Raw genomic sequence first — 22,755 nt, 5'->3', positions numbered from 1 at the left:
GGCCTACGACCATGACAGACACCCAGGATAAGAACTACATCATCGCCCTGGACCAGGGCACCACCAGTTCGCGGGCGATCATCTTCGATCGCGACGCCAATGTGGTGGGTACCTCCCAGCGCGAGTTCGCCCAGCACTACCCGCAGGCGGGTTGGGTCGAGCATGACCCGATGGAGATCTTCGCCACGCAAAGCGCGACCATGGTCGAGGCCTTGGCCCAGGCGGGCATCAGCCACGCCCAGGTGGCCGCACTGGGCATCACCAACCAGCGTGAGACCACCGTGGTGTGGGACAGGGAAACCGGGCGCCCGGTGTACAACGCCATCGTCTGGCAATGCCGCCGCAGCACCGAGATCTGTGCCCAGCTCAAGCGTGACGGCCATGAAGACTACATTCGCGAAACCACCGGCCTGGTCACCGACCCCTACTTCTCCGGCACCAAGCTGAAGTGGATCCTCGACAATGTCGAGGGCGCCCGTGAGCGCGCCGAGCGCGGCGAGCTGCTGTTCGGCACCATCGATACCTGGCTGATCTGGAAGTTCTCCGGTGGCAAGGTGCACGTTACCGACTACACCAACGCCTCCCGCACCTTGATGTTCAACATTCACAGCCTGCAGTGGGACGACAAGCTGCTGGAAATCCTTGGTATCCCGCGCCAGATGCTGCCCGAGGTACGCCCTTCCTCGGAAGTGTACGGCCACACCAAGAGCGGCATTGCCATCGCCGGTATCGCCGGCGACCAGCAGTCGGCGCTGTTCGGGCAGATGTGCGTGGAACCGGGCCAGGCCAAGAATACCTATGGCACGGGTTGCTTCCTGTTGATGAACACCGGCAGCCAGGCGGTGACATCGTCCCATGGTCTGCTCACCACCATCGCCTGTGGTCCCCGTGGGGAAGTCGCCTATGCACTGGAAGGCGCGGTGTTCAACGGTGGCTCCACCGTGCAATGGCTGCGTGACGAACTGAAGATCGTCAACGACGCCCTCGACACCGAGTACTTCGCCAGCAAGGTCAAGGACAGCAACGGGGTGTACCTGGTGCCAGCCTTCACCGGCCTGGGTGCGCCGTACTGGGACCCGTATGCCCGTGGTGCGTTGTTCGGCCTGACCCGTGGGGTGAAGGTGGACCACATCATTCGTGCTGCGCTGGAATCGATCGCCTACCAGACCCGCGATGTACTTGACGCCATGCAGCAGGACTGCGGCCAGCGCCTGTCCGAGCTCCGCGTGGATGGCGGTGCGGTGGCCAACAACTTCCTCATGCAGTTCCAGGCAGACATACTCGGCACCTGCGTTGAGCGGCCGAAAATGCGCGAAACCACAGCGCTGGGCGCCGCTTACCTCGCGGGCTTGGCCTGTGGCTTCTGGAGCGGCCTGGACGAGTTGCGCGACAAGGCGATCATCGAGCGCGAGTTCAGTCCGCAGCTTGATGAGGCGCAGAAAGAGAAACTGTATGCCGGCTGGCGGAAAGCCGTGGAACGTACTCGTGACTGGGAAGATCACGAGGTTTGATCGCACTGCGGTCACTGTAGGTGCGGCCTTGTGTGGCGATCCTACAGTGACCGCGCAAGGCCATGGCGTTCGTCCACTGGCCGTAGTCCCCTTCCTACGGCATCATTGCAGAATTTGTCCGGCAGCCCCAAAGGACCGCCCATGAATCTGCCCCCACGCCAACAACAAATCCTCGAACTGGTGCGCGAGCGCGGTTACGTCAGTATCGAAGAAATGGCGCAGCTGTTCGTCGTGACGCCGCAAACCATCCGCCGTGACATCAATCAGCTGGCCGAGCTCAATCTGCTGCGCCGCTATCACGGTGGCGCAGCTTACGATTCAAGTATCGAGAACACCGCCTACGCCATGCGCGCCGACCAGATGCGCGACGAAAAACAACGTATCGCCGAAGCCGTGGCCCGGCAGATTCCCGACCATGCATCGGTGTTCATCAACATCGGCACGACCACCGAATCGATTGCCCGGGCATTGCTCAACCATAGCCACCTGAAAGTCATCACCAATAACCTGCATGTGGCTGCGATCCTTGCCGCCAAGGATGATTTCGAAGTGCTGGTAGCCGGTGGCACGGTGCGTCGCGATGGCGGCGTGGTGGGCCAGGCCAGTGTCGATTTCATCAACCAGTTCAAGGTTGACTTCGCCCTGGTTGGCATCAGCGGTATCGACGAAGATGGCAGCCTGCTTGATTTCGATTACCAGGAAGTTCGCGTGTCGCAGGCGATCATCGCCAATGCCCGGCAGGTAATTTTGGCCGCCGACTCCAGCAAGTTCGGGCGCAACGCCATGGTTCGGCTGGGGTCCATCAACCTTGTCGATTGCCTGGTGACCGACCAGGCGCCCACGACGGCACTTACCCAACTGCTCAACGACAACAAGATTCGCCTCGAAGTGGTGTGAACCGCTAGCGGGCCGGCTGGCGGCCCGCCGTTTTCGTAAATGTTCATTTCATTGCCATCCGATCAGTATTTTCTATGAAGACTGACTGGCGACAGGCTTTCTCTTGCGCTAATATTTTCGAAAACGAACATCAATGTTCATATTCGATGTGAACAGCCTCAGGAGGCCTTGCCCGTGTCCCAGCCCGTTTCGTCCCAGCCACCACTCGCCAACTGCTATGACCTCGCCGTGATCGGCGGAGGCATCAATGGCGTGGGCATCGCTGCCGACGCTGCGGGTCGCGGCCTTAAGGTATTCCTTTGCGAAAAGGACGATTTGGCCCAGCACACCTCTTCGGCCAGCAGCAAGCTGATCCACGGTGGCCTGCGCTACCTTGAACACTATGAGTTCCGCTTGGTACGTGAGGCACTGGCCGAGCGTGAAGTGCTGCTGGCCAAGGCTCCGCACATCGTCAAGCCCATGCGCTTTGTGCTGCCCCATCGCCCGCACCTGCGCCCGGCCTGGATGATCCGCGCCGGTCTGTTCCTGTATGACCACCTGGGCAAGCGCAAGCGCCTGGGCGCTTCGCGCAGCCTGCGTTTCGGCCCGGGCTACCCGCTCAAGCCGGCGATCACCCGCGGCTTCGAATATGCCGACTGTGCGGTCGACGACGCCCGCCTGGTAGTACTCAACGCCATGGCAGCCCGTGAGCTAGGCGCCCATATTCACACCCGCACCCGCTGCTTGCGCGCCGAACGGGTAGATGGCTTGTGGCAGGTTGAACTGCAGCACGCCGATGGAAGCCTTCAGACGATCCAGGCCCGTGCGCTGGTGAACGCAGCAGGCCCCTGGGTGGCCAGCTTCATCAAGGACGACCTCAAGCTCGATGCCCCTTATGGTATCCGTCTGATCCAGGGCAGCCACATCATCGTGCCGCGCCTGTATGAGGGAGAACATGCCTACATTCTGCAGAATGAAGACCAGCGCATCGTGTTCTGCATCCCGTATCTGGACCGCTTCACCCTGATCGGCACCACTGACCGGGAATACAGCGGCGACCCGGCAGCAGTCGCCATCACCGGGCAGGAAACAGATTACCTGCTGAAGGTGGTCAACGAGCACTTCAACCATCAACTGAGCCATGGCGACATCCTGCATACCTACTCCGGCGTTCGTCCGTTGTGCAACGATGAGTCAGACAACCCTTCGGCGGTCACTCGGGACTACACACTCGCCCTTTCCGCAGAGACAGGCCAGGCACCGCTATTGTCAGTGTTCGGCGGCAAGCTCACCACCTACCGCAAGCTGGCCGAATCGGCGATGGCTGAGCTCAAGCCCTTCTTCACCCAGATGCGCGGCGCCTGGACTGCCACTGCGCCACTGCCCGGTGCAGAGGGCATGACAACGGTACAGGCGCTGGTCGATGCCGTGCTGGCACGTTTCGGTTGGTTGCCCGTTGACATAGCCAGGCGCTGGGTACTCACCTACGGCAGCCGTGTGTGGCGGCTGCTCGATGGCGTTCACGGGCCCGAGGACCTCGGACAACCGCTCGGGGCCGGGCTGTTCACCCGCGAGGTGGACTACCTGCTGGAGGAGGAATGGGCTGCGCAAGCCGCTGACATCCTCTGGCGTCGCACCAAGCTAGGCCTGTCACTGACCGCACAGGAGCAGATGGCCCTGGAGGCCTACCTGCAACAAGTCCACAAGCTGCGCGCCAATAGCCGCGCAGCCTGACGATGAAGGTGAGCCCTCTTGATTCATCAAGGGGGCGTACTCGCCCAGCGGTCATAGGCTTCACGCGCCAAACGCGCCAACAAGGCGCGTTCGCTGCGATCGTAATCAGTCCTCAGTGCTTCACAGCGCTGTAGAAATTCACTTTCGTTGATCACTTGCTCATCGACCTGAGCCTGGACGGCTTCCATGCGCTGATGCAGGGGTTGCACCAGTTCTTCAAATCGCTGGGCATGAAACTCCCGCGCGTATCGCTCCCAGAAAGGCCGCTGTGCCAACGAAGCAATCAGGGCCTCCGCTGACTCGTTCTGCAATACCGTGTCCTGTGCCCGCAGCAGATCAGTGGTGGTGACGTTGGCAAAACCCGGAAAATGCATTTCGTCGATCTCGAGAGGCAAGCCCAGCGGATGCGCAAGGCGCTGCCGATAGAAAAGCCTGACCTCGATCTCATCGATATGGGGCGCCTGCTCCACATGCATGCGTTGTACGTGCAGCGTAGCCAGGCGGTCGACCTCGTCCAGCCGATACAAGCCACGGCCCAGGCTTACCAAACGGGTTTCCATCCTGCTGCCGTGGGTATCCTCGACAGCCCGCAGCACCAGCACCCCAAGCTCCATCTGCTCCAGCAGTATCAGCAGACGGTCTTCACAGCTGCGTGGGCCAGAGGCCTCGAGAAACAATTGTTGACGTAACTGCTCGTGCTGTTCGCACGTTTCCAGAATCCGCCAGATACGGCTGCGGTAATGCCCGGGATGCTGTTCAAAATCCTCGCCGTGGACGAAGTCTGCCAGAAAGCGAAACAATCCATCTGATCGCGGTTCTTCAAGCAGCGCTGTCCATACGGCTTGCTGGTGATCACGCTCAGCACCAGCTGTACTGTTGGCCCAGGTATTGAACAGGTCACTGTCGATTGCCCTATGGCGCGCGGACGCCGACCCCCACTGGCCGGGGGGCACCCCTCGGGCCTCATCAAGCAGCAACCCGTCAGCTTCACCAAGAGGATTGTCGTGCAAGGACAACTGCTGCATCTGCAGGCGCAGCTGCTGCAACTCACGACGCAGTGTGCGGATGTTGTTGTTACGCAGGTCCACATGAGCACGAAAGGAAATCTGCTCAGGCAACGCTTGCAGGCCGGCAGAGCGCAAATTGACCTCACGCAAGTTGCCGAGGCGGGTCAGCACCGGCGCCCTTCCCAGCGGGTTGTGGCTGAGGTCCAGGTACCGCAGGGAGCTTATCCCGGCAAGACGCAGTTCACCGCCCTCGTCCATGATCACCCCGTTACCCCGCAGGTTCAGCTGCCGCAGGCGCGGCATCTGCTCAATGCCGTAAGGGATCCCCGTCAACCGATTGCCGGACAGGTCGAGCTCAACCAGGTTGGGGAAGCGCCGAAGGAAGTCGCCATCGATTTCGCCCAGGCCGAGGTCACTGAGGATCAGCCGTCTTACATGATCAAAGCTCACCCCCTCAGGCAAAGCCGGCAGGCTACCGACCCGTTCCCCGGTGATAATCAGCGCGTAGTCCCCAGCCTCGTCAGTTATCTTGCGCCGCCAGCTTCGCCGTACGGCGGTTGCGACCCGACGGCGGCGTAGCGCGTCGAGCGGGTTACTGGCATCCCTGCGCCATTGGCGCAGGCTCTGCCGTAGGCGCGCCAACTGCCCCGTCAGCTGGCTGTAGTGCTCCCACAGCCCTACTCTTCGCTCCATCAGATCGAGCAGATAGGCCTGCAGCTGCCCGTCCGTCATTGTCGGGAACACTTGGTGAATACCACGCCCCAAGGCACGCCGACTGCCCTCACCTCGCCCACTCAAGGCATAACCGATACGCCCATCCCCGAACCGGGTCGGGGGTCGCAGGCCAACGCCCAGTCGGCGCATGCCACACAACTCAGCCGCTTGGGTGCGATCACCGGCAGCGGCCTCGATCAGCAACGAGCCCAAGGTGCCTGGGCTGGCAGCAGCATTGCCGAGATCGGCTGTCTGCGCCTCGTCCAGGGCAGCCAACAGTGCCGCCAGATAAGGGCCGGATGTGCCTTGACCGGCAGCGCGGTAGCCGTCGCTGTGGCGCACGATGTACCGTACATCGTGCGCAGTCTCGGCGCCGACGCCAGCCAGATATCTTCCACTCGGGCTACCTTCGCGCAGTTCGATACGCAGGGCGTCCGGCCAGTTCAGCTGACGCTTCAGCAAGCCCAAAGCCAGGCGTTCAGTGTCGGGGTTGACGCAACGCGGCAGATACAAACCCGCACAGGCCCTGTCCAGGCGGCTTTCGCGCAGTGACCAGCGTGCGCGCTCGGCCAATGCCAGAGGGATCCGCTGCGCGCTACTGAGCGTGTCGAGCTGCGCACCGCTGCATTGCTGAAGCAACTCACGCGTACAACGAGCCGACAGGCCCGGGAAAGCGCGCTGCACCATCCGCTCGATGCCACTGGGCTGCACTTGCCTGGCAGCAACGTACTGCGCCAGCTGCGGCGCGCTGAAGTCAGGATGTAATTCATGCGCCTGATAGAGCTCAAGGGCATCGAGCAACCGTGCCGGTGCGCCCATGTGTTCGACGTGCAACCGGCGAATTTGCGCTTCACTCAGCCCTGTAACCTGGAGCAGGTAGTCGCATGCCTCTTCCGGTATTTCTGCCAGAGGCGTACCCAGCCGGCGTACCAGGTTGGCCCGCCCCTCCCAGTATTGGGGCGCTTCGAGTTCATGGCGCCAGCCGCCGGCGCCATTCTGCTCGATCACCGGCCGGTAGGCACCGGGACGACCAGGGTGCTGGATCCTGGAGCGACCATCCTGCGGATCCTCCTTCACCCGATAGCATCCCTCATCGAGGTGCCATAACCATTCCTGAGCGCCGACGCCCCGCACAGGCTGCGCGTCGTAACCCGGCAGATCCGTGGCCATGAGCTTGACCTTGCCGGCGGAGTTGCAGACGGGTGCCAAGTCATCCACGAAGGCCAGACGCTCAAGGGCGCGCACGGCAATCTTGCTGCCAGCAGCGATCATCCCACCGACCACGACGTTTTCGGCAACATTGAAAAGGTGGTTCATCGCCCCTTCGCGATCACCGATGCGCCAATCTTCGTACCCTTCGTAAACTTCGTCAGCAATCTGAACCGCGTTTGCCACCAACAGCACTTCGCCAAGCACCGGCACGAAGGCCCCCGCCACGTTCAGCAAATTCATACCCAGCTCTTTGTAGCCCTGCATGCGCGCTTCGCGGTCTTCGTCATCTTCGACATCGGTGGGCACGGCGAGCACTTTGGCGTCATCCCTGATCTTGGCGAGGTATTGCCGGCGCAGGTGTACAAACGGCGTATCGGTGAGCGGTGCGGAACGGGCGTCAAGTTCCACGTCGGCGGCCTGTGCCTGTGCGACCCGTTCGTTCAGCACCCGATAGAAATTGATCCGCTCACGCTCGGTAATGAAGCGTGCGAAAAAGCGACGATATGCCGGCTCCCGGAAGCGCTTTCCAAGGTCCTTGTCGAGTGCATCCCAGCTGGCATGACGGGAGACGGGCTGACGAGGGTCATCGGGGATCCAGAGCACCACCGACTCCACTGGGCCATCAGCTGAAGAGCCCAATTCCAGCGCCAGCACGCCTTGAACTGGGCGGCCCAAGAGGTACAACTGTCGGGGAACTACACTGCCGACCAGCGCGGGCACCACCGGCTTTTCGGCGACCTGTGGCAACAGGAAAAAATACGTGCGCTCGTCAATTTCCTGTTTGAACGCAGCGATCCGCATCGCCACCTCGAAATTGGCCTTGAAACTCGCCTCCAACAGCCGGTGCAGGCGGGAAACAGCCTCACCTGGCGCATCCTGCGGGCCATCTTCAGGCTGTAAATGGTGCTTGAGCAACGCCTGGTACTTGCCGCCGGCGTCGACCTCTCGACATGCAGAGGCGAACGCTTGAAAGCTCATCGACAGGCGCTTGCCGCTGCCATCGACCAGCTCACCTTTGAGCATCAGTCCGGGGCGTGTTTCCTTGCGATGGTAGTTATGCAGCGCCGCCTCCAGCAATGAGCGCCTGGAGCGGCGAACATAGGTGGGCCGCAGCAGGGCAGGCGAAGCGCTGGGCAGCAACAGCCGCTGCGAGACCCGCACCTTCCAGCCCGTCACGTCCGGCTTGCTGAAGCCGCTCTTGCGCAGTTTCGTCTTGAGCAGCTGTGCGGCGTAGGCCTGCAAGGAAGGGATGGCCTGGAGGATCGGGCCAAGCCGAGCATTGCAGTTCGCCTGGCGGCGCAGGGCGTTACGTAGCGCATCGAGCCGTTCCGGCTGGGCGTGGTCGACTATCCATCCAGGCAGGTTTTGGGCGATCAGGCTGTCGATGGAATCGCTCGGGGACGGGGGCGGTGGCATCTGTGAAATTCTCCAGGCAAAGAGAAGATCACACTACGTCTGGGGCCTTGCCACGCACTGCATAGTTACCGCAGCCGGTGCCTGAAGGTGTGTCTGCTTACGTTCGGATAACCGAACGTGCAAACGTTATTTATTCGGTATGGCGAACTCCAGAGCGCGCTCGAGACTGTCAAGTGCGAGCAATACAGGTGGTTTAAGGTCGACAGCGGGGCTTGGCACGAGTCATGCTCTACACTTGGTAGCCGAATGCACCCGCTTCTTGTTGTATTCGTTGAACGAAAGAGTCCGCCAACGGCTCCATAAAAAAAACAAACACGTCGAGGAAAATTTGATGCGTATCGTTCGTCAATTGCTGGGCGCCGCCATCGCGGCCGCTGTGATCGCTTCGCCGGCCATGGCCGAAGAACTGACCGGCACCCTGAAGAAGATCAAGGATTCGGGCACCATCACCCTGGGCCATCGCGACTCCTCCATCCCGTTTTCCTACCTGGCCGGCAAGCCCGAGCCCGTGGGTTATTCGCATGACATCCAGCTGGCTGTCGTCGATGCCCTGAAGAAGCAACTGGGTACCGACATCAAGGTCAAGTACAACCTCGTCACCTCCCAGACCCGCATCCCGCTGGTGCAGAACGGCACCGTCGACCTGGAGTGCGGCTCCACCACCAACAACGTCGAGCGCCAGCAGCAAGTTGGCTTCTCGGTCGGTATCTTTGAAGTCGGTACCCGCCTGCTGACCAAGGTCAAGGACGGTCAGCCTGCTTACAAGGACTTCCCGGACCTGGCCGGCAAGAACGTGGTGACCACCGCAGGTACCACCTCCGAGCGCCTGCTCAAGGCGATGAACGCCGACAAGCAGATGAAGATGAACGTGATTTCCGCCAAGGACCACGGTGAAGCCTTCAACATGCTCGAAAGCGGCCGCGCCGTGGCCTTCATGATGGACGACGCCCTGCTCGCCGGCGAAATGGCCAAGGCCCGCAAGCCGGCGGACTGGGTCATCACCGGTACTCCTCAGTCGTACGAAATCTACGGCTGCATGGTGCGCAAGGATGACGCGGCCTTCAAGAAAGCGGTCGATGACGCCATCGTCGGTTACTTCAAGTCGGGCGAAGTCAACAAGAGCTACGACAAGTGGTTCCAGCAGCCGATTCCACCAAAGGGCCTGAACCTCCAGTTCCCGATGAGCGACGAGCTGAAGAAACTGATCGCCGAGCCGACCGACAAGGCGGCGGACGAGAAGAAGTCCTGATCCCCGGTTAATAGTGGCCTGGTGCGCATCCGCACACGATTCAACCGACAGGCCACGCATTAGTGTCTACCCTTTCATCCGAGGGCGCCCAGCGCCCCCGGATGCTCGAAGGTGCCCGTGAAACAACCGTCTGAGGGGAAATCCCGATGAATTACAACTGGGACTGGGGCGTGTTCTTCAAGTCCACCGGCGTCGGCAGCGAGACCTATCTGGACTGGTACGTCACCGGTCTGGGCTGGACGATCGCCATCGCCATTTCCGCCTGGATCATTGCCTTGCTGCTGGGGTCGGTGCTGGGCGTCATGCGTACCGTGCCCAACCGTCTGGTATCGGGTATCGCCACCGCCTACGTGGAGCTGTTCCGCAACGTGCCGCTGCTGGTGCAGCTGTTCATCTGGTACTTCCTGGTGCCGGACCTGCTGCCCGAAGGGCTGCAGGAATGGTTCAAGCAGGACCTCAACCCGACCACCTCGGCACTGATCAGCGTGGTCATCTGCCTGGGCCTGTTCACCGCCGCCCGCGTGTGCGAGCAGGTGCGCACCGGCATCCAGGCCCTGCCACGCGGCCAGGAAGCCGCCGCCCGGGCCATGGGCTTCAGCCTGCCGCAGATCTACACCAACGTGCTGTTGCCGCAAGCCTACCGGATCATCATTCCGCCGCTCACTTCGGAATTCCTGAACGTGTTCAAGAACTCTTCGGTAGCGTCGCTGATCGGCTTGATGGAACTGCTGGCCCAGACCAAGCAGACCGCCGAGTTCTCCGCGAACCTGTTCGAGGCCTTCACCCTGGCCACGCTGATCTACTTCACCCTGAACATGGGCCTGATGCTGCTGATGCGCATGGTCGAGAAGAAAGTCGCCGTGCCTGGCCTGATCTCCGTGGGGGGCAAGTAAATGGAAATGGACTTCAGCGAAATCATCCCTGCCCTGCCGGCGCTGTGGGAAGGCATGCTCATGACCCTGCAACTGATGGTCATGGGCGTGGTAGGCGGTATCGTGCTGGGCACCATCCTGGCCCTGATGCGCCTGTCATCGAACAAGCTGCTGTCGCGCGTGGCCGGTGCCTACGTCAACTACTTCCGCTCGATCCCGCTGCTGCTGGTCATCACCTGGTTCTACCTGGCGGTGCCGTTCGTGCTGCGCTGGATCACCGGCGAGGACACCCCGGTGGGTGCCTTCACCTCGTGCGTGGTGGCGTTCATGATGTTCGAGGCCGCCTACTTCTGCGAAATCGTCCGCGCAGGCGTGCAGTCGATCTCCAAGGGCCAGATGGGCGCCGCACAAGCCCTGGGCATGACCTACGGCCAGACCATGCGCCTGATCATTCTGCCCCAGGCCTTCCGCAAGATGACCCCGCTGCTGCTGCAGCAGAGCATCATCCTGTTCCAGGATACCTCGCTGGTGTACACAGTGGGCCTGGTGGACTTCCTCAACTCGGCACGCTCCAACGGCGACATTATCGGGCGCTCCCATGAGTTCCTGATCTTCGCCGGTGTCGTGTACTTCATCATCAGCTTCTCCGCTTCGTGGCTGGTCAAGCGCCTGCAAAAAAGGATCACCGTATGATTTCCATCAAGAACGTCAACAAGTGGTACGGCGACTTCCAGGTGCTCACCGACTGCACCACCGAAGTGAAGAAGGGTGAGGTGGTAGTGGTCTGCGGTCCGTCGGGCTCGGGCAAATCCACCCTGATCAAATGCGTCAACGCGCTGGAGCCGTTCCAGAAGGGCGACATCGTGGTTGATGGCACCTCGATCGCCGACCCGAAGACCAACCTGCCCAAGCTGCGCTCGCGGGTCGGCATGGTGTTTCAGCACTTCGAGCTGTTTCCACACCTGACGATCACCGAAAACCTGACCATCGCCCAGCGCAAGGTGCTGGGCCGCAGCGAGGCGGAAGCGACCAAGAAGGGCCTGGCCCTGCTCGACCGCGTCGGCCTAAGCGCCCACGCCAAGAAGCATCCTGGCCAGTTGTCAGGCGGCCAGCAGCAGCGCGTGGCTATCGCCCGGGCCCTGTCGATGGACCCAATCGTCATGCTGTTCGACGAACCAACCTCGGCGCTGGACCCGGAAATGGTCAACGAAGTACTCGACGTGATGGTCGAACTGGCCCATGAAGGCATGACCATGATGTGTGTGACCCACGAAATGGGCTTCGCCCGCAAAGTGGCCAACCGCGTGATCTTCATGGACAAGGGCAATATCATCGAGGACTGCCAGAAGGAAGCGTTCTTCGGCGACCCGAGCGCCCGCCACGAACGTACCCAGCACTTCCTTAGCAAGATCCTGCAACACTGATTTTGCATCACTGGATCGGTCGGCGCCGCTGCCCTTCGGGCAGCAGGCGCTGGTCGTGACAAGGCCACTGTGATGAAATGCGACCCTTCGCTTCTTCTCCCTGCCAAGCCTGCCGTGAAATCCCGCCTGCTCCGCCAATTGCTATTGCCACCACTGGTCATCCTGCTGATGGTCGGTCTTGGGGTGGCTGGCTACCTGATCAGCGAAAACAATGGCATCCGCACGCTCAGCGAAAACGGCGAACGCCAGCTGGAGCTGCACGCGCGCACGGTGGAAAGCGAGATCAGCAAGTACACCTACCTGCCGAGCCTGCTGGAGCTGGAAGACAGCGTCTCGCACCTGCTTACCGACCCGGACGGCGGCTCGCGCCAGACGGTCAACGAATACCTTGAGGGCCTGAACCGGCGCAGCCGCAGCCGGGCCATCTTCGTCCTCGATACCAATGGCCGGGTCCAGGCCACCAGCAACTGGCGCGATGCCGATTCGTTCCTGGGTGAGGACCTGTCGTTCCGCGCGTACTTCCAGACTGCCGTGCGCGGTGAACCCGGGCGTTTTTACGGCATTGGCAGCACCACTGGCGAAGCCGGCTACTACCTTGCCCATGGCCTGGAAGAACACGGCAAGATCATTGGCGTGGCAGTGATCAAGGTGCGCCTGGACACGCTTGAGGAGCGCTGGCAGCGTGCGCGCCTGGAGGCGTTCGTCAGTGACGAGAATGGCATCATCATTCTTTCCAGCGACCCGGCCCGGCGCCTCAAGTCGGTGCGCCCGTTGACCCCGCAAATCAAGGAGCGCCTGGCGCGCAGCCTGCAATACTACTGGTGGCCACTGAACGAGCTGCAGCCCCTGGGCCGGGAAACCCTGGCCGATGGCGTGGAAAAACTGACCTTCCCGGCCAACAGCGAAACGGCCCAGGGCAAACCCCATGAAGTTGCCTACCTGGCACAGACGCGGCGGCTGGCCGATACACCGTGGCACTTCACCCTGCTGACCCCGCTGCAGGATTTGCGCCGCGAGTCCATGGTGCAAGGCATTCTGGTGGGGGTGGCTTTCGCCCTGCTGGCCATCCTCGGCATCGCCTGGAACGAGCGGCGCAAGGTCATCGCCACCCGGCTGGCGGCACGCGAGGCGCTGGAAGAAGCCAACAGCCAGCTGGAGCGGCGGATTACCGAACGCACCGCTGACCTGCGCGCCAGCAACGAACGCCTGAAAGGCCAAATTCGCGAGCGCCGGCATGCCGAGCAGACCCTGCGCCACGCCCAGGATGAACTGGTACAGGCCGGCAAACTGGCCGCTATCGGGCAGATGTCCACCAGCATTGCCCATGAGCTGAACCAGCCACTGGCCGCGCTGCGCACCTTGTCAGGCAATACCGTGCGCTTCCTCGAGCGCGGGGCACTGGAAACCGCCAGCACCAACCTGCGCACGATGAACGACCTGATCGACCGTATGGGCCGCATTACCGCCAGCCTGCGCTCGTTCGCCCGACGCGGCGACGACAGCGGCCAGGCGTCGCTGGCCAAGGCGGTAGAAGCCACGTTGCAGGTACTGGCCAACCGCATCAGCGCCTGCCGTTTGCAGTTGCACCCGCATTTCGACGACCAGCAACTGGCGATCGACCAGACCCGCCTGGAGCAGATTCTGGTCAACCTGATCGGCAATGCCCTCGACGCCATGGCCGCGCAACCGCTGCCCGAGCTGTGGCTCGAGGGCGAATTGCAGGGTGACAAGTACCGCCTGCAAGTACGCGACAATGGCCACGGTATCGACGCCGAGGCACGCAAGCACTTGTTCGAACCTTTCTTCACCACCAAACCGGGCGAACACGGCCTGGGCCTGGGCCTGACCTTGTCGGCAAGCCTCGCTGCCGCCGCCAAGGGCAGCCTCAACGTCGAGCACCCCGCCACTGGCGGCACGGCCTTCGTCCTGGCCCTGCCGCTGGTTTCTCCCCCTACCGAATCGGCAGAGCAACCATGAACCAAGCGCCTCTTACTGTCCTGATCGTCGAAGACGACCCGCATGTGCTGCTCGGCTGCCAACAGGCGTTGGCCCTGGAAGACATCGCCTGCGAAGGCGTGGGCAGTGCCGAACAGGCGCTGGAGCGCATCGGCGACGATTTCGCCGGGATTGTCGTGAGTGATATTCGCCTGCCGGGCATCGATGGTCTGGAGCTGCTGAACCGCCTCAAGGCCCGCGACCGGAGCCTGCCGGTGGTACTGATTACCGGCCACGGTGATATCGACATGGCGGTCGGCGCCATGCGCAACGGCGCCTATGACTTCATGGAAAAACCGTTCTCTCCCGAGCGCCTGGTCGACGTGGTGCGCCGCGCTCTGGAACAACGCGGGCTGTCACGCGAGGTGCTTGCCCTGCGCCGTCAGCTCGCCGAACAGAGCAGCCTGGAGGGGCGCATCATTGGCCGTTCGCCAGCCATGGAGCACCTGCGCGAACTGATCGCCAACGTCGCCGACACCTCGGCCAACGTACTGATTGAAGGCGAGACCGGCACCGGCAAGGAACTGGTCGCCCGCTGCCTGCACGACTTCAGCCGCCGCCAGGGGCAGCCATTCGTGGCGCTGAACTGCGGTGGCCTGCCGGAAAACCTGTTCGAGAGCGAGATTTTCGGCCACGAAGCCAATGCCTTCACAGGTGCCGGCAAGCGCCGCATCGGCAAGATCGAACATGCCAATGGCGGCACGCTGTTCCTCGATGAAGTGGAAAGCATGCCGATCAACCTGCAGATCAAGCTGCTGCGCGTGTTACAGGAGCGCACCCTGGAGCGCCTGGGCTCGAACCAGAGCATCCCGGTGGACTGCCGGGTCATCGCCGCGACCAAAGCCGACCTCGACAGCTTGGGCCAGAGCGGCCAGTTCCGCAGCGACCTGTACTACCGGCTGAACGTGGTAACCCTGGAGCTGCCGCCACTGCGCGAGCGCCGCGAAGATATCCTGCAACTGTTCGAACATTTCCTGCAGCAGTCGGCCCTGCGCTTCGACCGCGAAACACCGACGCTGGACAGCCAGACCCTTTCACGCCTGATGGCCCATGACTGGCCAGGCAACGTGCGTGAATTGCGCAACGTCGCCGAGCGCCATGCCCTCGGCCTGCCAGCCTTCAAGAAGGGCCCCAGCGGAAGCGCCAGCCAGGGTCTGGGTTTTGCCGAAGCGGTAGAAGCGTTTGAGCGCAACCTGCTCAGCGATGCCCTGCAACGCACCGGCGGCAACCTGAGCCAGGCCAGCCAGGAGCTGGGCATGGCCAAGACCACGCTGTTCGACAAAGTGAAAAAATACGGCCTCGGCTGACCTCAACCCCAACTGGAAAGACAACGTGGACCTGGTATTCAAAGCCGCCCTTGGGGCTGGCGTAGTCGTGCTGCTGGCAGTGCTGTCGAAGACACGCAACTATTACATCGCCGGGCTGGTACCGCTGTTTCCCACCTTCGCCCTGATCGCCCACTACATCGTCGGCAAGGGGCGCAGCATCGCCGACCTGAAGACCACCATCCTGTTTGGCATGTGGTCGATCATTCCGTACTTCGTGTACCTGGCGACCCTGTATGTGCTGGTCGACCGCATGCGCCTCGAGGCGTCGCTGGCGCTGGCCACGGTGGCGTGGCTGATGGCAGCGACCGTGCTGGTGACTGTGTGGGTACGGATGCACTGAGCGAAATCGGCGCGGGTTTCAGAGCCCTGCGATGTGCGTGACCTCTTGCCTGTGCGCCTGCAAATAAGGCAACACGGCCCCCAGCAACGGCGCCTTGAACTGCTCCTGGAAGCGGTGCGCCAGCCCCGGGATCAGGCGCAGCTGGCTGCCCTGGATATGCGCCGCCAGGTGCACGCCATGCATCACCGGCAACAACGGGTCGGCCGTACCGTGCACCACCAGGGTCGGTACCCGCAGTTGATCGAGCAACGCAACGCGGCTTGGCTCGGCCAGTATCGCCATGATCTGGCGCTTGGCCCCGTCCGGATTGAATGCGCGGTCGTATGCCACCGCCGCCTGTTGCAACAACACTGCGCGGTCGTCCCGCACCTCGGGGCTGCCCAATGCCGCCAGCAGGTCAGCCTGTTGCTCGATAGCCACCTCACGGTTCGGCGCGCTGCGCCGGGCCAGCAACTGCACCAGCGCCGGGTCCGGAGCCGGCAACCCCGCGGCCCCTGAGCTGGACATGACCAGTGTCAGGCTGCGCACGCGCTCGGGCGCCATCGCCGCCAGGTGCTGGGCAATCATGCCGCCCATGCTCACGCCCAGCACATGAAACTGGCGCACACCCAATGCATCCATCAGGCGCAAGCCGTCATCGGCCATGTCGGTCAGGGTATAAGGTGCTGCCACGGGCAAGCCCAGCTTGTAGCGCAGCAGCTCGACCGTGAGGTTGGCCGACGGCGGCATCTGGTTCCAGCGCGACAGGCCGACATCGCGGTTGTCATAGCGGATCACTCGAAAACCTTGCTGGCACAATGCTTCGACTACATCGTCCGGCCAATGGATAAGCTGCCCGCCCAGGCCCATCACCAGCAGCAAGGCCGGATCGCGCGGCGCGCCGACGCTCTGGTACACCAGGCTGATGGCACCGAGTTCGGCACGCTGCACCGGCACATGGGCGTCACAGCGCTGTTCGGCAAAACTCGCCGGCACACTCAACAGGAAGAACAGAAAAAGCCAAAAAGCCCGCATGAAAGAAACACCAGAATGCAGATCCCCAGTAGAGCGCGAGTCTGATGAATTCTGTTCGGGCGCGCTGCCACAGTTCGGTGACATTTTCATGACTGCCGCCAGACGGTGCGGCCGATAGTCCAGTCGACAGCAGCGCCAACATGAGGGAAACTCAACTCATCCCCTGTTTACTCATATTTGAGCCCCGGAGTCAGCCGTGCTGGAGATCCGCCACCTGAAAACCCTTCATGCCCTGCGCGAGGCCGATAGCCTGGTGGAGGCCGCCGAGCGCCTGCACCTGACTCAGTCGGCGCTGTCGCACCAGTTCAAGGAGCTGGAAGAGCGTCTGGGCCTGCCGCTGTTCGTCCGCAAGACCAAGCCGATCCGCTTTACCAGCGCAGGGCTACGCCTGCTGCAACTGGCCGATGCCACCCTGCCGCTGCTGCGCGGCGCCGAGCGCGACATTGCGCGCCTGGCCGGCGGCACTGCCGGGCGCCTGCACATGGCCATCGAATGCCACAGTTGCTTCCAATGGCTGATGCCGACCATCGACCAGTTCCGCGATGCCTGGCCAGAAGTGGAGTTGGACCTGGCGTCCGGCTTTGCCTTTGCTCCGCTGCCGGCACTGGCCCGCGGCGACCTGGACCTGGTGGTGACTTCCGATCCGCTGGACCTGGCTGGCATCACGTATGTCCCGCTGTTCACTTACGAGGCGATGCTGGCGGTCGCCAACCAGCACCCGTTGGCCAGCAAGCCCTACGTGGTGCCGCAGGACCTGCTTGACCAGACGCTGATCACCTACCCGGTGGAGCGTGACCGCCTGGATATCTTCACCCGCTTCCTGGAGCCGGCCGACATCGAGCCGGCCGCCGTGCGCACGTCGGAACTGACGGTAATGATGATGCAACTGGTGGCCAGCGGCCGGGGCGTATGCGGCATGCCGCACTGGGCGCTGCACGAGTACAGCTCGCGTGGCTATGTGAAAGGCAAGCGCCTGGGGGAGAAAGGGCTGTTCGCCACGCTTTATGCTGCCGTGCGCACCGACATGCTCGATGCCCCGTACATGCGCGACTTCCTGCTGACCGCCAAAGACACCTCGTTCGCCACCCTGGACGGCGTCAGCGCGGTACGCTGACCCCCTGGCGATACAGCGGCAGGATAAGGTCACGGGTCAGCGGTGCCAGCTGCATCGCTGGCGCCTGATCGGCAGCCAGCCATACCACCTCTTCGATCTCCGCAGCCGGGACGACCGCAGCCGCGCTGTCGACACGAAACAGTTCGGCTTGTACCTCGAAGCCAGGTTCGTTGGCGGCCGGGGCGCTGAACTGGCCTAGGTGCACTGCCTGGGCCGGGTCGATGTGCAAGCCCAGTTCCTCGTGCAGTTCGCGCACAAGTGCCTGGACCGGTGTTTCGCCGGCATCGATCTTGCCGCCGGGCTGCATGAAGGCTTCGGTGCCCCGTTTGCGTACCAGCAAGGTGCGGCCCTGCGGGTCGATCAGCAGGGCGGCGGCGATGCGGATGGTGTTAGCCATGTGCTGGGCTCGGTGAAAAATTGGCTGGGGAGGATCCCATGGGGTCACTGCCCTGACAAGACCGCTGTTTGCTGTGCCTTCCCTTTCGCCAGCACAGGCTTTGGCGGGCCTGCCAGACGAACGGCCCCTTGCCAAAGGGACCACGCCCCTCCATAACCAACTCATGAACCTGCCCGCCAAACACCACCCGGTGCTCGAGCTGTTCCACCCCGCTGTAAGCACCTGGTTCCGCCGCCACTTCGCCACGGTCACCGCTGCCCAGGCCCAGGCCTGGCCGTTGATCCATGCCGGCCAGTCGATGCTGCTGGCCGCCCCAACCGGTTCGGGCAAAACCCTCAGCGCGTTCCTCGCGGTGCTCGACGAACTGTTCCGCCAAGGCCTGGAGCAGCAGGCCGAGCTGCCCGCGCGCACTCAGGTGATCTACGTTTCACCGCTGAAGGCGCTGTCCAACGACATCCGCCTGAACCTGCAGGCCCCACTCGAAGGCATCAGTCAGGCCCTCGCAGACCAAGGCCTGAGCGCCCCACGCATCACCACCGCCGTGCGCACCGGCGACACCCCGCAGAAAGAACGTGCCGCCATGCGCAAGCAGGCCCCGCACATTCTGGTGACCACCCCAGAATCGCTGTATGTGCTGATGGGCTCGGCCTCTGGCCGCGAAGGCCTGCGCAGCGTACACACCGTGATCGTCGACGAAATCCATGCCTTGGCCGGCAACAAGCGCGGCTGCCACCTGGCGCTCACCCTGGAGCGCCTGCAAGCACTGTGCGACCGGCCGCTACGGCGTATCGGCCTGTCCGCCACGCAACGCCCGGTCGAGCGGGTTGCGCAGTTCCTGGTCGGCAGCGGGCGCCCCTGCGCCATCGTCGACGTGGGCCATGCGCGCCAGCGCGACCTGGCCATCGAAGTACCCCCGGTACCCTTGGGCGCAGTGATGGCCACCGATGTCTGGGGCCTGGTCTACGACCGCCTGGCCAGCCTGGCCCGTGAACATCGCACCACCTTGGTATTCGTCAACACCCGGCGCCTGGCTGAGCGTATCACCCGACACCTCAGCGACCGCCTGGGCCAAACGGCAGTGGCCGCGCACCATGGCAGCCTGTCCAAGGAGCTGCGTCTGGATGCCGAGCAGCGACTGAAGCGCGGCCAGCTGCAAGTGCTGGTGGCCACCGCATCACTGGAACTGGGCATCGACATCGGCGACGTCGACCTGGTTTGCCAGATCGCCTCACCGGGCTCGATTGCCGCATTCCTGCAAAGAGTGGGTCGCGCGGGCCACCAGGTCGATGGCGTACCCAAGGGGCGCTTGTTCCCCACCTCACGCGATGACCTGATCGAATGCGTGGCGCTGCTCGACTGCGTGCGCCGGGGCGAGCTGGACGAGCTGCACATCCCCCGGGCACCGCTGGACGTACTGGCCCAGCAAATCGTTGCCGAAGCCAGCAACCAAGCGTGGCACGAGCAGGCCCTGTTCGATTGCCTGCGCCAAGCCACGCCCTACGCCGAACTCGACCTGCAACACTACCAGGCCCTGCTGCGCATGCTGGCCGAGGGTTACAACGGCCGTCAGGGCGTACGCAGTGCCTACCTGCACCGCGATGCGGTGAGCGGCACCCTGCGAGGCCGCCGGGGCAGCCAGCTGACCGCGCTGACCAGCGGCGGCACCATCCCCGACAATGCCGACTACAGCGTGCTGCTGGAACCGCAGGCGCTGAACATCGGCAGCGTCAATGAAGACTTTGCAGTGGAGAGCATCGCTGGCGATATCTTCCAGCTGGGCAATGCTTCGTATCGCATCGTGCGCGTCGAACCGGGCCGGGTACGGGTGGAGGATGCTCATGGCCTACCGCCCACCATTCCATTCTGGCTGGGCGAAGCACCGGGGCGCAGTGATGAGCTGTCGGCCGCCGTGGCGCGGCTGCAAGCCTGTATCGACCGCCAGCTGACGCAGGCCGGCGGTGACGTCGCCGAGGTACTGGCATGGTTGCAAGGCACGTTCGAACTGGGCGAAGACAGCGCCGCCCAGTTGCTTGACTACCTGGCTCGCACCCGCGAAGTGCTCGGCGCCCTGCCCTCGCAGGACACGCTGGTGATGGAGCGTTTTTTCGACGAGTCCGGTGGCACCCAGCTGATCATCCATTCGCCCTATGGCAGCCGTATCAACCGCGCCTGGGGCCTGGCGCTGCGCAAACGCTTCTGCCGCACCTTCAACTTTGAGTTGCAGGCGGCCGCCAGCGAGGACGCCATCGTGTTGTCGCTGTCGACCAGCCATAGCTTCGAGCTCGATGAAGTATGGCGCTACCTGAACAGCCGCAGCGCCGAGCCAATCCTGATCCAGGCAGTGCTGGACGCGCCGCTGTTTGGCGTGCGCTGGCGCTGGAACGCCGGTGTGGCCATGGCCCTGCCGCGCTTTGTAGGTGGACGCAAGGTGGCGCCACAAATACAGCGAATGAAAAGCGAAGACCTGGTAGCGGCCGTGTTTCCCGACCAGATCGCCTGCCTGGAAAATATCGTAGGCGAACGGCAAATCCCCGATCACCCACTGGTCGAGCAAACCCTCGACGACTGCCTGCACGAGGCGATGGACAGCGAAGGCTGGCTGGCACTGTTGCGGCGCATGGAAAGCGGTGCGGTGCGCCTGCTGTGCCGCGACCTGCCCGCCCCTTCGCCACTGGCTGCGGCGATTCTGAACGCCCGGCCATATGCGTTTCTCGACGATGCGCCACTGGAAGAGCGGCGTACCCAGGCGGTGCTGAACCGGCGCTGGAGCGAGGTGCAAAGCGGCGACGACCTCGGCGCCCTGGACGTCGATGCCATTGCCGCCGTCACGGCCGAGGCCTGGCCGCAGCCGGGCAACGCCGACGAAATGCACGAAGCCCTGATGGGCCTGGGCGCCATCAGCCAGGCAGAGGTCGAGGCCAACCCCGGCTGGGATCTGCTGCTACGGCAACTGGCCAAGGCCGGGCGGGCCATGCGCCTGGCCGATGAAAAACTCTGGTTGGCCCGTGAGCGCCTGAACCTGATGCTGGCACTTTACCCAGCAGCGCGTCTGGAACCGGTGCTGGAACTACTCCCCGGCTTCGATCTGGTCATCGCCCCCGATACTGCCCTGAGCGAACTGTTGCGTGCCCGCCTGAGTGGCTACGGGCCGCAGACCCAAGCCCAGATTGCGGCCCCGTTGGGCCTGGCCGCAGTGAAAATCGAACAGGCCCTGGCCCTGCTGGAAGCCGAAGGTTATCTGCTGCGCGGGTATTTCAGCCCTGGTGCCGACGAACTGCAATGGTGCGAGCGCCATTTGCTGGCGCGCATCCACCGCTACACGGTGAAGCGCCTGCGCCGCGAGATCGAACCGGTCAGTCTGCAGGACTTCATGCGCTTTCTGTTCGACTGGCAGCACCTGGCGCCTGAAGAGCGCCTTCGTGGGCCACAAGCAGTGACCGAAGTGCTGGGCCAGTTACAGGGTTTCCCCAGTGCGGCGGGGGCCTGGGAGGCCGAGCTGCTGCCGGCGCGTATCAAAGACTACAGCCCGCAGTGGCTGGATGATGCCTGCCGCAGTGGGCAATTCGCCTGGAGCCGGCTGGCCACCACCGTGTCGAGCAATACCTTGTCGAGCACCCCGCTGGTGCTGCTTGCGCGTGAGCATCTGAGCCTGTGGCGCAGCCTTGCGCCTGCACCCTCCCCGGAACGCCTGGGGCCGCGTGCGCAACGCGTGCACGACGTGCTGCAAACACAGGGCGCCTTGTTCTTTGACGAACTGACACATGATGCACACCTGCTACCCAGCGAACTGGAAATAGCTTTGCAGGAACTGGTCGGTGCTGGCCTTGTAGGCGCCGACAGCTTCACTGGCCTGCGCAGCCTGATTACCCCGGCGGCAAAACGCGCGTCACGCAACAGCCGACGCGGTCATGCGCCGTTGTCCAGCAGCATGTCCCATGCCGGACGCTGGGCATTGCTGCGCAAAGGCACAGTGGACGACAGCCAGCGCCTTGAGCATATCGCCCACACCCTGCTACGGCGTTATGGCGTGGTTTGCTGGCGGCTGCTGGAGCGCGAGAGTGACGTGCTGCCGCCGTGGCGTGAACTGCTGCGCTGCTATCACCGGCTGGAGGCGCGTGGCGAAATCCGGGGCGGGCGCTTCATTGCCGGGTTGGCCGGTGAACAGTTCGCCTTGCCGGAAGCCGTGGGTTTGCTGCGGCAAGTGCGGCGGCGGGAAGTGGACGGCACGCTGCTGGTGGTGAGCGCCAGTGACCCGCTGAACCTGATCGGGTCGTTGCTGCCCGGGGCGAAGGTGCCGGCGGTAAGTGGCAATCGCCTGCTGTATCGCGATGGGGTGCCGGTGGCGGTGCGGGTGGCGGGGCGCTACGCGTACTTGGTCGAGGCACTAGCACAAGAGCAGGAGCGCTGGCGGCAGAAGCTGCTACGCAGCCCTGGGTAAAGCCGTTCGTGCTGGGTATGCGCCCCGGCCAGGCAAATCGCGCTCGACTCGAGAATGATTTTCGCTACCCCGATTTTAATTTGCAGGGCCCGGCAACTTGGCTATGGTCGGGGT

The 22,755-nt window shown here is 63.1% G+C and carries 15 protein-coding genes; 12 read left to right on the top strand and 3 right to left on the bottom strand.

Annotated features, from left to right (window positions below):
* The first annotated feature begins 11 nt into the window (after positions 1-11).
* From glpK to glpD, 3 genes are all read left to right on the top strand, one after another.
* Positions 12-1,511: a glycerol kinase GlpK gene (glpK, locus tag DMX11_RS01565; protein WP_110742781.1), complete on the top strand. Its 1,500-nt coding sequence runs from the start codon at positions 12-14 to the stop codon at positions 1,509-1,511.
* A gap of 141 nt (positions 1,512-1,652) precedes the next feature.
* Complete coding sequence (gene glpR / locus DMX11_RS01560; protein WP_110742780.1) at positions 1,653-2,408, top strand: DNA-binding transcriptional repressor GlpR; 756 nt, start codon at positions 1,653-1,655, stop codon at positions 2,406-2,408.
* A 174-nt stretch (positions 2,409-2,582) separates the two neighbouring features.
* A complete protein-coding gene (gene glpD / locus DMX11_RS01555; RefSeq protein WP_110742778.1) occupies positions 2,583-4,121 on the top strand; it encodes a glycerol-3-phosphate dehydrogenase in 1,539 nt (512 codons plus the stop codon).
* A 26-nt stretch (positions 4,122-4,147) separates the two neighbouring features.
* Here the strand turns inward: glpD and DMX11_RS01550 are convergent, their stop codons facing one another.
* A complete protein-coding gene (locus DMX11_RS01550; RefSeq protein WP_110742776.1) occupies positions 4,148-8,470 on the bottom strand; it encodes an NEL-type E3 ubiquitin ligase domain-containing protein in 4,323 nt (1,440 codons plus the stop codon).
* 331 nt (positions 8,471-8,801) lie between these two features.
* Here DMX11_RS01550 and DMX11_RS01545 point away from each other — a divergent pair, with 331 nt between their 5' ends.
* The 7 genes from DMX11_RS01545 (at position 8,802) to DMX11_RS01515 (ending at position 15,678) form a co-directional block, all read left to right on the top strand.
* Positions 8,802-9,719, top strand: a complete 918-nt coding sequence (locus DMX11_RS01545; RefSeq protein ID WP_110742774.1) for a glutamate/aspartate ABC transporter substrate-binding protein — start codon at positions 8,802-8,804, stop codon at positions 9,717-9,719.
* Positions 9,720-9,865: 146 nt separating this feature from the next.
* Complete coding sequence (locus DMX11_RS01540) at positions 9,866-10,612, top strand: amino acid ABC transporter permease (protein WP_110742772.1); 747 nt, start codon at positions 9,866-9,868, stop codon at positions 10,610-10,612.
* A complete protein-coding gene (locus DMX11_RS01535; RefSeq protein ID WP_110742770.1) occupies positions 10,613-11,284 on the top strand; it encodes an amino acid ABC transporter permease in 672 nt (223 codons plus the stop codon).
* The gene (locus DMX11_RS01530) at positions 11,281-12,015 is read left to right on the top strand and encodes an amino acid ABC transporter ATP-binding protein (protein WP_110742768.1); all 735 of its coding nucleotides are present in this window, start codon (positions 11,281-11,283) and stop codon (positions 12,013-12,015) included. The genes DMX11_RS01535 and DMX11_RS01530 overlap by 4 nt, the downstream gene beginning before the upstream one ends.
* 72 nt (positions 12,016-12,087) lie before the next feature.
* Positions 12,088-13,992, top strand: a complete 1,905-nt coding sequence (locus DMX11_RS01525; protein ID WP_110742766.1) for an ATP-binding protein — start codon at positions 12,088-12,090, stop codon at positions 13,990-13,992.
* A complete protein-coding gene (locus DMX11_RS01520; protein WP_110742764.1) occupies positions 13,989-15,317 on the top strand; it encodes a sigma-54 dependent transcriptional regulator in 1,329 nt (442 codons plus the stop codon). The genes DMX11_RS01525 and DMX11_RS01520 overlap by 4 nt, the downstream gene beginning before the upstream one ends.
* 25 nt (positions 15,318-15,342) lie before the next feature.
* On the top strand, positions 15,343-15,678 hold the full coding sequence (locus DMX11_RS01515) for a GlpM family protein (RefSeq protein ID WP_110742762.1): 336 nt from the start codon (positions 15,343-15,345) through the stop codon (positions 15,676-15,678).
* An 18-nt stretch (positions 15,679-15,696) separates the two neighbouring features.
* On the opposite strand, the gene DMX11_RS01510 is transcribed toward DMX11_RS01515, so the two are convergent.
* A complete protein-coding gene (locus DMX11_RS01510) occupies positions 15,697-16,692 on the bottom strand; it encodes an alpha/beta fold hydrolase (RefSeq protein WP_110742760.1) in 996 nt (331 codons plus the stop codon).
* Positions 16,693-16,888: 196 nt separating this feature from the next.
* On the opposite strand from DMX11_RS01510, the gene metR reads away from it, so the two are divergent.
* Positions 16,889-17,806: a transcriptional regulator MetR gene (metR, locus tag DMX11_RS01505; RefSeq protein WP_110742758.1), complete on the top strand. Its 918-nt coding sequence runs from the start codon at positions 16,889-16,891 to the stop codon at positions 17,804-17,806.
* Here the strand turns inward: metR and DMX11_RS01500 are convergent.
* Positions 17,790-18,203, bottom strand: a complete 414-nt coding sequence (locus tag DMX11_RS01500; protein ID WP_110742757.1) for an NUDIX domain-containing protein — start codon at positions 18,201-18,203, stop codon at positions 17,790-17,792. The genes metR and DMX11_RS01500 overlap by 17 nt on opposite strands.
* A 163-nt stretch (positions 18,204-18,366) precedes the next feature.
* Here DMX11_RS01500 and DMX11_RS01495 point away from each other — a divergent pair, with 163 nt between their 5' ends.
* Positions 18,367-22,641 carry a DEAD/DEAH box helicase gene (locus tag DMX11_RS01495; RefSeq protein ID WP_110742755.1) on the top strand — a complete coding sequence of 1,425 codons (4,275 nt, stop codon included), beginning with the start codon at positions 18,367-18,369 and terminating at the stop codon, positions 22,639-22,641.
* The last annotated feature ends 114 nt before the right edge of the window (positions 22,642-22,755 follow it).

Source organism: Pseudomonas sp. LB-090624 (genome assembly GCF_003205205.1).
In the GTDB taxonomy this organism is placed as follows: Bacteria; Pseudomonadota; Gammaproteobacteria; order Pseudomonadales; family Pseudomonadaceae; genus Aquipseudomonas.
Note: the sequence above shows the minus strand (reverse complement) of the source record. Positions and strands in the feature narration are given on the sequence as shown.

What these genes read in the sequence shown, in the direction of transcription:
- glpK (WP_110742781.1), top strand. Translation starts at nt 12, where the DNA reads ATGACAGACACCCAGGATAAGAACTACATCATCGCCCTGGACCAGGGC.
- glpR (WP_110742780.1), top strand. Translation starts at nt 1,653, where the DNA reads ATGAATCTGCCCCCACGCCAACAACAAATCCTCGAACTGGTGCGCGAG.
- DMX11_RS01550 (WP_110742776.1), bottom strand. Translation starts at nt 8,470, where the DNA reads ATGCCACCGCCCCCGTCCCCGAGCGATTCCATCGACAGCCTGATCGCC.
- DMX11_RS01545 (WP_110742774.1), top strand. Translation starts at nt 8,802, where the DNA reads ATGCGTATCGTTCGTCAATTGCTGGGCGCCGCCATCGCGGCCGCTGTG.
- DMX11_RS01540 (WP_110742772.1), top strand. Translation starts at nt 9,866, where the DNA reads ATGAATTACAACTGGGACTGGGGCGTGTTCTTCAAGTCCACCGGCGTC.
- DMX11_RS01535 (WP_110742770.1), top strand. Translation starts at nt 10,613, where the DNA reads ATGGAAATGGACTTCAGCGAAATCATCCCTGCCCTGCCGGCGCTGTGG.
- DMX11_RS01530 (WP_110742768.1), top strand. Translation starts at nt 11,281, where the DNA reads ATGATTTCCATCAAGAACGTCAACAAGTGGTACGGCGACTTCCAGGTG.
- DMX11_RS01525 (WP_110742766.1), top strand. Translation starts at nt 12,088, where the DNA reads ATGAAATGCGACCCTTCGCTTCTTCTCCCTGCCAAGCCTGCCGTGAAA.
- DMX11_RS01520 (WP_110742764.1), top strand. Translation starts at nt 13,989, where the DNA reads ATGAACCAAGCGCCTCTTACTGTCCTGATCGTCGAAGACGACCCGCAT.
- DMX11_RS01510 (WP_110742760.1), bottom strand. Translation starts at nt 16,692, where the DNA reads ATGCGGGCTTTTTGGCTTTTTCTGTTCTTCCTGTTGAGTGTGCCGGCG.
- DMX11_RS01500 (WP_110742757.1), bottom strand. Translation starts at nt 18,203, where the DNA reads ATGGCTAACACCATCCGCATCGCCGCCGCCCTGCTGATCGACCCGCAG.
- DMX11_RS01495 (WP_110742755.1), top strand. Translation starts at nt 18,367, where the DNA reads ATGAACCTGCCCGCCAAACACCACCCGGTGCTCGAGCTGTTCCACCCC.